Annotated in this window: 8 protein-coding genes; 3 read left to right on the top strand and 5 right to left on the bottom strand. The window is 72.4% G+C overall.

Annotated features, from left to right (window positions below; genetic code table 11):
- Nucleotides 1–51: 51 nt before the first annotated feature.
- From ACWEN6_RS28765 to ACWEN6_RS28780, 4 genes are read right to left on the bottom strand one after another with little or no spacing between them, the layout of a single operon-like run.
- Nucleotides 52–1,140 carry an ABC transporter ATP-binding protein gene (locus ACWEN6_RS28765; protein WP_354850440.1) on the bottom strand — a complete coding sequence of 363 codons (1,089 nt, stop codon included), beginning with the start codon at nucleotides 1,138–1,140 and terminating at the stop codon, nucleotides 52–54.
- Complete coding sequence (locus tag ACWEN6_RS28770; RefSeq protein WP_452574545.1) at nucleotides 1,137–2,006, bottom strand: ABC transporter permease; 870 nt, start codon at nucleotides 2,004–2,006, stop codon at nucleotides 1,137–1,139. The genes ACWEN6_RS28765 and ACWEN6_RS28770 overlap by 4 nt, the downstream gene beginning before the upstream one ends.
- A gap of 40 nt (nucleotides 2,007–2,046) precedes the next feature.
- Nucleotides 2,047–2,940, bottom strand: a complete 894-nt coding sequence (locus tag ACWEN6_RS28775; RefSeq protein WP_354850446.1) for an ABC transporter permease — start codon at nucleotides 2,938–2,940, stop codon at nucleotides 2,047–2,049.
- 33 nt (nucleotides 2,941–2,973) lie between these two features.
- Nucleotides 2,974–4,137, bottom strand: a complete 1,164-nt coding sequence (locus ACWEN6_RS28780; RefSeq protein ID WP_452574547.1) for an ABC transporter substrate-binding protein — start codon at nucleotides 4,135–4,137, stop codon at nucleotides 2,974–2,976.
- Nucleotides 4,138–4,395: 258 nt separating this feature from the next.
- On the opposite strand from ACWEN6_RS28780, the gene ACWEN6_RS28785 reads away from it, so the two are divergent.
- Together ACWEN6_RS28785 and ACWEN6_RS28790 are read left to right on the top strand one after the other, a co-directional pair.
- Nucleotides 4,396–4,662: a DUF6504 family protein gene (locus ACWEN6_RS28785; protein WP_354850451.1), complete on the top strand. Its 267-nt coding sequence runs from the start codon at nucleotides 4,396–4,398 to the stop codon at nucleotides 4,660–4,662.
- Nucleotides 4,662–8,417, top strand: a complete 3,756-nt coding sequence (locus tag ACWEN6_RS28790) for a DNA polymerase III subunit alpha (protein WP_452574718.1) — start codon at nucleotides 4,662–4,664, stop codon at nucleotides 8,415–8,417. Before ACWEN6_RS28785 ends, ACWEN6_RS28790 begins: the two co-directional genes overlap by 1 nt.
- On the opposite strand, the gene ACWEN6_RS28795 is transcribed toward ACWEN6_RS28790, so the two are convergent.
- Nucleotides 8,326–9,003 (bottom strand): DUF4328 domain-containing protein, encoded by a 678-nt coding sequence (locus ACWEN6_RS28795; RefSeq protein WP_354850454.1) that lies wholly within the window; start codon nucleotides 9,001–9,003, stop codon nucleotides 8,326–8,328. The two genes, ACWEN6_RS28790 and ACWEN6_RS28795, sit on opposite strands and share 92 nt — an antisense overlap.
- Before the next feature lie 200 nt (nucleotides 9,004–9,203).
- Here ACWEN6_RS28795 and ACWEN6_RS28800 point away from each other — a divergent pair, with 200 nt between their 5' ends.
- Nucleotides 9,204–9,524, top strand: a complete 321-nt coding sequence (locus ACWEN6_RS28800; protein WP_452574549.1) for an antibiotic biosynthesis monooxygenase family protein — start codon at nucleotides 9,204–9,206, stop codon at nucleotides 9,522–9,524.
- Nucleotides 9,525–9,556: the final 32 nt, after the last annotated feature.

The raw sequence follows: 9,556 nt of genomic DNA on the forward strand, positions 1-9,556 counted from the left end.
AACGGCCCGGCGGCGGTCGTCCTGCGAACCGCCACCGGGCCGTCAAGCGGCCTACTCGGCGGCGGCCACCGCGGTGGCCGGGGTGGCCGGGGTCGCCGCCGGGGTGCGGGCGGCCACCAGGACGGGGCGCTCGACGAGCCGGACGGCGGCCTGGACGCCGGGGGACAGCCGCGCGGCGTCGTGCGCGGGCAGGTCGGCCAGCAGCTCGGTGCCGTCGGCCAGGCGCAGCAGCAGCCGCACCGACGACCCGCGGAACGAGCTGGTCACCACCAGCGCCTCGCCGTCGTGCGCCGCGGTGACCAGCACGGTCTCGGGGCGGACGAGCACGTCCACCTCCGGGGTGCCGGGCGTCGCGCCGTGGACGGGCAGCCGCTGCCCGGCGACCTGCACCTCCTGGCCGTCCAGCAGGCCGGGAAGGTGGTTCATCGTCCCGACGAACTCGGCCACGAACGGCGTCGCGGGGCGGTTGTAGATCTCGGCGGGCGGCCCGGCCTGTTCCAGGCGCCCGCTCTTGAGCACCGCGACCTGGTCGGCGACCGACAGGGCCTCCTCCTGGTCGTGCGTCACGAAGATCGTCGTGATGCCCAGCGAGAGCTGCAGCCGCCGGATCTCCTCGCGCAGCGTGACCCGGACCTTGGCGTCGAGCGCCGACAGCGGCTCGTCCAGCAGCAGCACCCGCGGTTCCAGGGCGAGCGCGCGCGCCAGCGCCACCCTCTGCTGCTGGCCGCCGGAGAGCTGGTGCGGGTAGCGGTCGCCGTGCGAGGGCAGGCCGACCAGTTCCAGCAGCTCGGCCGCGCGGGCGCGCCGCTTGGCGGCGGGCACCTTGCGCACCCGCAGCCCGAACGCCACGTTGTCGAAGGCGTTCAGGTTGGGGAACAGGCTGTAGGACTGGAAGACCATCCCGGCGTCGCGACGGTTGGCCGGGACGTTCGTGATGTCCTCGCCGTCGACGAGCACGGCCCCGGCGTCGGGGCTCTCGAACCCGGCGACGCAGCGCAGCGCCGTCGTCTTGCCGCAGCCCGACGGGCCGAGCAGGGCGATCAGCTCGCCCGGTTCGACGGTCAGATCGAGGCCGTCGAGGGCGACGGTCGCGCCGAACGCGCGGCGAAGCCCCCGGAACTCCACCCGAGCCCCGTTCACGAACCACTCCTTTGCCTATTGCCGGCGGTGGAAAGGATGAGCAGCAACAGCCAGGCGAACAGCAGGCTGAAGATCGATACGGCGACCGACATGGCGGCGTTGGAGCCGGAGATCGTGACGATCCACACCGGGAACGGCTGGTAGCCGAGCAGCCGGGCCACGGTGTACTCCCCGAGCACCAGGGCCAGGGTGAGGAACGACGCGCTCGCCAGGCCGGTCCGCAGGTTGGGGATGATCACGCGGAGCATCACGTGCGGCCAGGAGGCCCCGCAGTTCCGCGCGGCCTCCACCAGCGTGCGGACGTCCATCGCGCCGAGCCCGGCGTCCAGCGCCCGGTAGACGAACGGCAGCGCCAGCACGACGTAGGCGATGACCAGCACCGCCGGGAAGGCGGGGTTCTGGACGGCGATGATCGTCTGGTAGAAGGGGGTGGTCGCCAGGTAGTCGGGCCCCCAGCGCAGCACCGTGCTGATGCCGGCCACGAAGGTGATCGGCGGCACCACCAGCGGCAGCGTGCACACCACTTCCATGACCGGCCGCAGCCGGGGCGCGCTGAGCCGCACGGCCAGCATCGCCGGCAGCGTGAGGGCCAGCACGACGACGATCGTGGCGACCGCCAGCCCGAGAGACAGCAGCAGGCTCTGGACGAAGCCCTCGGCCGAGAAGATCTCCAGGTAGGCGTCGAGGGTGAAGCCGCGCGCCGGGTCGTTCACGGTGAACACGAACGAGGTGAGCAGCGGCGTCAGGAAGTACAGCGCGGCCACCAGCAGCACCACGCCGCGCCACACGCGCACGCGGCGCGGGCGGCCGGGGCGCGCGGTCGGCGTGCCGGCGTCGGGCAGCACCGTGGGGGTCAGCGCGGCCATCGCGGGCTCCGGTGGTCGGGGGCCGCGTGCGGGCGGGGGGTCAGCGGAGCCATCGGGCGCTCCTGCGCTGGAGGGGGAGGTAGACGGCCATGACCAGGCCGGCCACCACGATCATGTCGAGGCTGAGGGCCAGCGCCACGTTCTCGTGGCCGATCAGCACGTTGCCGGTGAGCGCGTCGGCGATCTGCAAAGTCACCAGCGGGACCACGGTGCCGACCATGGCCGCCGCGGTCGCGTACGCCGCGAAGGCGCCGCCGAACAACAGGACCACGCCGCCGAGCAGGCTCGGGGTGAGCACCGGGATGCCGACGTAGCGCCAGAACTGCCACGCGCTCGCGCCGTTGTTCTGCGCCGCCTCCCGCCACTGCGGCCGCAGGCCGTCCAGGGCCGGCACGACGACCAGCACCATCAGCGGGACCGAGAAGTACAGGTAGACCAGGGCGAGGCCCCAGAAGCTGTAGAGGTTCCAGCCGTGGTCGCCCAGGTTCAGCTGCCGGGTGAGCACGCCGGAGTTGCCGAGCGTGGCCGTCCAGGCGAAGGCCAGCGGGACGCCGCCGAAGTTCGCCAGCACGCCGGAGGCGGTCAGCACGGCCTCGCGCAGGGCGCGGAACCGGGAGGTGACGACCGCCTGGGCGAGGAAGGTGCCGACGACGGCCCCGGCGACGGCGACGACCGCGGACAGCTTGACGCTGCCGAGCAGCGCCGTGAGGTAGGCGCCCTTGAGGGAGGCGGTGAGGTTGGCGGTGCTGGGCGCGCCGTCCGCCGTGAACGCCCCGCCGAGCAGCGCCACGGTCGGGATGCCGAAGGCCAGGCCGACGAACACCAGCAGCGGCAGGGCGCCGGTCCAGCCCTTGGAGCGGGGACGGCTCCCGCCTTCCCGCACCTTGGTGTTCAGGGGAAGGCCGGCGGGAGCCGCCGAGTGCGTTTCAGCCATGGGGGAGAGCCGATCGCATCGTCGATGTAGGGGTCATCCGGAGACCGCGTCGCCCCAGCCCGAGGCGAGGGTCTCCTTGGCCTTGGTGACCTGCGCGTCGGTGGGGAACTGCGGGGTGCCCTCGACCTTGGGCAGCTTGCCGACCAGCGTCGCGTCGGCGGTGCCGTCGGTCTGCATGGCGGGCAGCAGCACGGCGCGGGCGTACCCCTTCAGGTAGAGGTTCTGGCCCTCGGGGCTGTAGAGGTACTCCTGCCACAGCCGCGCGGCGGCCGGGTGCGGGGCGTCCTTGTTGATCGCCTGGGCGTAGTACTGGGCGTACTTGCCGTCCGAGGGGACCGTGACCTTCCAGTCGACGCCCTTGCTCACGAACTCGTCGGTGTACCCGGCGTTGAGGTAGTCCCAGTCGATGCTGATCGGGGTCTCGCCGCTCTGCACGGTCGCCGGGGTGGACTCGACGGGGTTGAAGTTGCCGGCGGCCTTCAGCTTCTTGAAGAACTCGAGGCCCGGCTGGATGTCGTCGAAGGTCCCGCCGTTGGCGAGGGCGGCGGCGTAGACGCCGGCGAAGGCGGACCCGGCCTTGGTCGGGTTGCCGTTCAGCGCGACCTGGCCCTTGTACTCGGGCTTGAGCAGGTCGGCGAAGGTGGCGGGGCAGGTCTTCACGCGCTTGGCGTCGCAGCCGATGGAGACGTAGCCGCCGTAGTCGTTGTACCAGGTGCCGTTCGCGTCTTTCTGGCCCTCGGGGATCTTGTCCCAGGTCTGCACCTTGTAGGGGGCGAACAGGCCCTCCTGGGCGCCGCTGAGGGCGAACGCCTGGCCGAGGTCGAGCACGTCGGGGGCGCGGTCCTGGCCCTTGCGGGTCTTGACGGCGTTGATCTCGTCGGCGCTGGAGCCGTCGGGGTTCTCGCTGTTGACCTTGATGCCGTACTTGTCGGAGAAGGCCTTGATGATCTCGCCGTAGTTGGCCCAGTTCGGCGGAAGGGCGATGACGTTGAGCTGGCCGTCCTTCTTCGCGGCCTCGACGAGCTTGTCCAGGCCGCCGAGGTCGGCGGCGGAGGTCGCCGTCGTGACGGCGCCACCGATGGAGGCGCCGCCGCCGGAGCCGGCCGTCGGGGCCGCACCGCAGGCGGCGGCGCCCAGGGATGCGGCGACGGTCAGTGCGGCTGCCAGCCCGACGAGCCGCTTTCGAGGTGTTTGCACGCTTGTATCCCACTTTCGAGGTTGTGGGGATGACCATAGGCGGGGCCGGACAACAAAACGTATCTACTCCGCTGCGTTCGGGTGTCGTTGTGTGAACACACGGTGACGTGATCGTTCACTGGCGCGACGGCCGGGGCGACACGCGAAGGGTGGGGTGATTTGCCCTCTGGGCTCTGAGAACATATGTTCGATGTAGCACGACCCGCCTTCCCCCGGGTGCTCACGAAGTTCCACCGCGGCCCAGGGAGAAGGAGCGCCTTGAGCAGAATCTACGGGGACCCCATCGAGGTGTGGACGCGAGACGGCGAGCCCGCCCGTTTCGTCTGGCGCGACCGTCTCTACGTGGTCCACCGGGTCCTCGACCACTGGGTGACCTCCCGCGAGTGGTGGAAGATCTCCGAGAACGACCCGGGCGAGCGCCGGTTCTGGCGGGTGGAGGCGAGCCCCGGCGCCGCGACCGGCACCTACGAGCTGCGGTTCGACACCGCCGGCGACGGCTGGCTGATGCTCAGGGCGTGGGACTGATGTTCCCCCACCTCCACGTCGCCTCCGCCTACTCCCTGCGATACGGCACGGCGTTCCCCGGCGAGCTGGTCGCGCGGGCGGCCGAGCACGAGATGGACATCCTCGCGCTGACCGACCGCGACGGCATGTACGGCGCGGTCAAGCACGTCCAGGCGTGCTTCGACGCCGGCCTCCACCCGGTCGTGGGCGTCGACCTGGCGCTGCGCGGCTCGGCGGAGGACGGCGGCGACGAGCGCGTCACCGTCCTCGCGCGCACGGGCGGGTGGGCGCACCTGTGCCGGCTCACCACCGACGCCCACCACGCCGGGCGGCGGGGCGAGCCACGGGTGACCCGCGAACTGGTCGCCCGGCACGCGGCCGGGCTGCTGGTCATGCTCGGCCCGAGGTCCGACGTCGGGCGGGCCGTCGCCGCGCGCCACGACCAGCGGGCGCGCGCCCTGCTCGCCGCCTGGCGGGCGGCCGTCCCCGACCTGGTCGTCGAGGTCGTCGACCAGTACGGTCAGCACGAGGCGGGCACCGCCCGGCGCATGCTCGCCCTCGCCCGCTCGCTGGGCGTGCCGGCCGTCCTGACCAACGCCGTGCGCCACCTCGACGCGGGGGACTACCGGGTCGGCGACGTGCTCGACGCCGCGCGCAAACTCGTGCCGCTGCACACGCGGCACCTGGAGCACTCCGCCTCGCACGCCTACCTCAAAAGCGGCAAAGAGATGGCGCAGGTCGCCGCGCGGGTCTGCGATGGCGACCACGACCACGCCCGCCGCCTGCTCGCCGCCACGCGGCAGGTCGCCGAACGGTGCGTCCTGGACCCGCTGGACATCCTCGCGCTGCGCAACGACCCCGAACGCGTGCACCTTCCGGAGGTCGAGGAGGACCCGGTCCCCCTGCTGCGCCGCCGGTGCGAGGACGGGCTGTACGCGCGCGGCATGGAACGATCCAGGCAGGCGCGCGAACGGCTGGCCGAGGAACTGCGGATCATCGAGCGCAAGCAGCTCTCGGGGTACTTCATCGTCGTCTCCGGCATCACCGACCTGATCCGCGCGATGGGGGTGCGCTGCGCCATCCGCGGGTCCGGCGCGGGCAGTTTGGTCAACTACCTCATCCGCATCGGCGAGGTTAACCCGCTCGACCACGGCCTGCTCATGGAGCGCTTCCTGTCCGAGGGGCGCAAAGGGCTGCCCGACATCGACATCGACGTGGAGTCGGCGCGGCGGCTCGACTGCTACCAGGCCATCCTCGACCGCTACGGCGAGAACAGGGTCGCCTGCGTCTCGATGATGGAGACCTACCGCGCGCGCAGCGCCATCCGCGACGTCGGCGCCGCCATGGGGCTGCCGCCGCACGAGACCGACCTCATCGCCAAGGCGTTCCCGCACGTCCGGGCCCGGCAGATCCGCGCCGCCCTGTCCGACCTGCCCGAGCTGCGCGGCAGCGGCCTGGACGACCGCGCCCTGTCGGCCATGTTCCAGCTCGCCGAGCGGCTCGACGGCCTGCCCCGCCACATCGCCCTGCACCCCTGCGGCGTGCTGGTCGGCAACTCCGGGCTGCGCGACCGCACCCCCGTCGAGCGCAGCCTGCTCGACTTCCCGATGAGCCAGTTCGACAAGGAGGACGTCGAGGAGGCCGGGCTGCTCAAACTCGACGTGCTCGGCGTGCGCATGCAGTCGGCGATGGCGTACGCGCTCGGCGAGATCAGGCGGGTGGAGGGCCAGGACATCGACCTCGACCGCGACGTCCCCCAGGACGACCGCGCCACCTACGACATGATCTGCACCGGCCGCACCATCGGCTGCTTCCAGATCGAGTCGCCCGGCCAGCGCGAGCTGGTGACCAAGCTCGAACCGCGCACCATGCACGACCTGATCGTCGACATCTCCCTGTTCCGGCCCGGCCCGGTCAACTCCGACATGGTCACCCCGTACCTGGAATCCCGGCACGGCTGGCGCGAGCCGTCCTACCCCCATCCCCTGCTCCGGCCGGCGCTGCAGGAGACCAACGGCGTCGTCGTCTTCCACGAGCAGGTCCTGAGGGTCGTCGACGTCATGACCGGCTGCGGCCTGTCGGAGGCCGAGAAGGTCCGCCGCGCCCTCGGCACCCCCGAGGGCCGCGAACGGGTGCGCGCGTGGTGGGAGGCCGAGGTGCTGCCCGAGTTCGACCGCGAGACCACCGACCGCGCCTGGCAGGTGCTCGACGCGTTCGGCTCGTTCGGGTTCTGCAAGGCGCACGCGGCGGCGTTCGCCCTGCCCACCTACCAGTCGGCCTGGCTGAAACGGCACCACGCGGCGGCGTTCCTCGCCGGGGTGCTGACGCACGACCCCGGCATGTACCCCGGGAGGGTGATCCTGGACGAGGCCCGCAAGTGCGGCGTGGCCGTCCTCCCCCTGGACGTCAACCACTCCGGCCGCCACTGGCTCGTCGAACGCCTCCAGAATCCCCCCGGCGCCACGGCCGCCCTCGACGCCACGGCCGTTCCCGGCGGCGCGACGGGTCCCGGTGACGCGGGGAACGATGGAGCTGCGAGGGACACCGGCGGCACGATCGTCAACGGCGATTCCGGGGCGTTCCCGGCGGGGTACGGCCTGCGGGTGCCGTTCTCGGCGGTCAAGGGGATCAGCGAGGCGGAGGTCGACCGCATGGTCACCGGGCGGCCCTACACCTCGCTGGCCGACTTCTGGGAGCGCGCCCGCCCGTCCCGGCCGGTCGCCGAGCGCATCGTGCAGGTCGGCGGCCTCGACGCGCTGCACGGGCTGCACCCCGGCGGCCCGCGCTGGCGTCCCGGGGAGCTGACCAGGCGCGACCTGATCGCCCAGATCGGCGTCCTGGACCGCGCGTCCGCGACCGGCGTGACCGCGCGGCGCAAGGCCCGCCCGGGCGGTCGCCCCCGTCCCGCCGCCCCCGCCTCCCCTCCTGGCCCTGGCTCAGATCCCGGATCGGTCGGCTCGGGGGCGGGCGGGCCGCCGTCCGCCGTGCAGATCCCCATGGCGTTCACCGAGCACATCGCGCCCGGCGAGCTGCCGGAGATGACCGAGGCCGAGGCCGTGGAGGCCGAGCTGGACATCCTCGGCCTGGACGTCAGCCGGCACGTGATCGGCTTCTACGACGAACTGCTCGACGCGATCGGCGTGGTCAGGTCCAGCGAGCTGCTCAGGCTGCGCAACGGCGCCGAGATCCTGGTCGCCGGGGTGAAGGTCGCCACGCAGACCCCGGCGATCCGTTCCGGGCAGCGCGTCATCTTCGCCACGCTGGACGACTCGACCGGCCCCGTCGACCTCACCTTCTTCGAGTCGGTCCAGGCGCGCTGCGCCGCCACGGTGTTCGGGTCCTGGATGCTGGTCGCCAGAGGGGTCGTGCGCCGGGTCGGCGCGCGGGCGGTGTCGCTGCGCGCCGTCGACTGCTGGGACCTGGCCGAGCTCGACCGGCTGTGGCGGGAGAAGGGGCTCGACGCGGTGCGGGCCGCCCTGGGCCTCACCCCGCAGGCGGCCGGGGCGGGGTCGCGCGCTTTGCGGGAGGAGCGGGAGGAGCGGGCGGGCGTCGGCGGGCGCCGCATCGAGTACGGCAACGGCTACCGGCTGTCCCCCTACGCCGACCTCGGCGCCGCGCCCGGGGTGACCGGGCCGCCCCGCAAGCTGTGGCACGCCAGCCCGGGAAGCTCCGGGCCGCTCGGGTTCAGTCCCCCGCCGGATAGGTGTGCCGGGGAAGCGACCGCAGCGCGGGCAGCAGCTTCAGAGAATGCGCGATCGACGAAGGACGGGCGCTGACCCTGGCCTGGGTGATCTCCCTGACGGTCGCCGCGCACAGCAGCGCGGCGACCACCGCCACCACCAGCTCGGCCGCGCCGAGGCCGGTCAGGTCCCTGCCCTGCGGCGAGTGGGTGAACGGCAGCCGCATCAGGATGAGGAACACCATGGCCAGCCAGCACCCCCACCACGCGGCGAGCAGCACCACCCATGACCGGCGGCGGCCCTCCCGCAGCCCGGCGTCCTCCCGCAGAGCGTGCACGAGCAGCGCGGGCGCGGCGAGGTTGAGCACCGGTACGAACCAGGCGATGGCGATCATGCGGGGGGTCGCCCCGGCGTGGCGGAGCCAGGCGAAGTAGGAGCAGCCGGCGGCGACCGTCGCGGCGGCCACCAGCAGGATGAGGATGGCGAACCAGGTGACGGCGCCGACGACGGCCTCCGCCCCGGGGGCGTGCGGGTCGCTGCCCAGCCGCGCGACCTGCCGCGCGAGCTGCTTGCCGCGTGCTTCCTCGAAGACGACCAGGCAGGTCAGGGTGGCGATCTGGGCGGCGAGCGCCAGGTAGACGCCGACCGCCGACCTGCTCACTGCGGATCGGGCATAGCGCATGAGTGTCTCCCCCCGGCATGCGCTGAAAGTCGTGGTTTCATCTGTGACGTAGCGCGACGCCTGACTCACTCCTATCCCGTGCGCCTCTCCGCTAATCGGCGAGGCGGAGGAGAAGATCCTGGATCTCCCCGAGATGATCTAGGGTTTGCCCGACACTGCCCAACCACCGGCGAAACCCGTCCGAACCGGAGGAGAGCGTGATGATCGCGAGAATCTGGCGTGCGACCGCCACCACCGAGGGCGCCGAGGCCTACCGGCGGCACTTCACCCAGGCCGTCCTCCCCGAGCTGCGCGGCATCGAGGGTCACCGGGGCGCCTACCTGCTCAACCGCGACAGAGACGGTCAGGTCGAGATCGAGGTGATCACCTTGTGGGCGTCCATGGACGCGGTGCGCGACTTCGCCGCGCCCGACGTGGACGCCGCCGTCGTCGAACCCGAGGCACAGAAGGTCCTCACCGCCTTCGACCCCACCGTCACCCACCACACCGTAATCACCGAAACCGCCACGACCACCCCCTGAACCGTCGCCCGCCACACCGTCGTCCCGAGACG

Source organism: Sphaerisporangium sp. NPDC004334 (assembly GCF_053602655.1).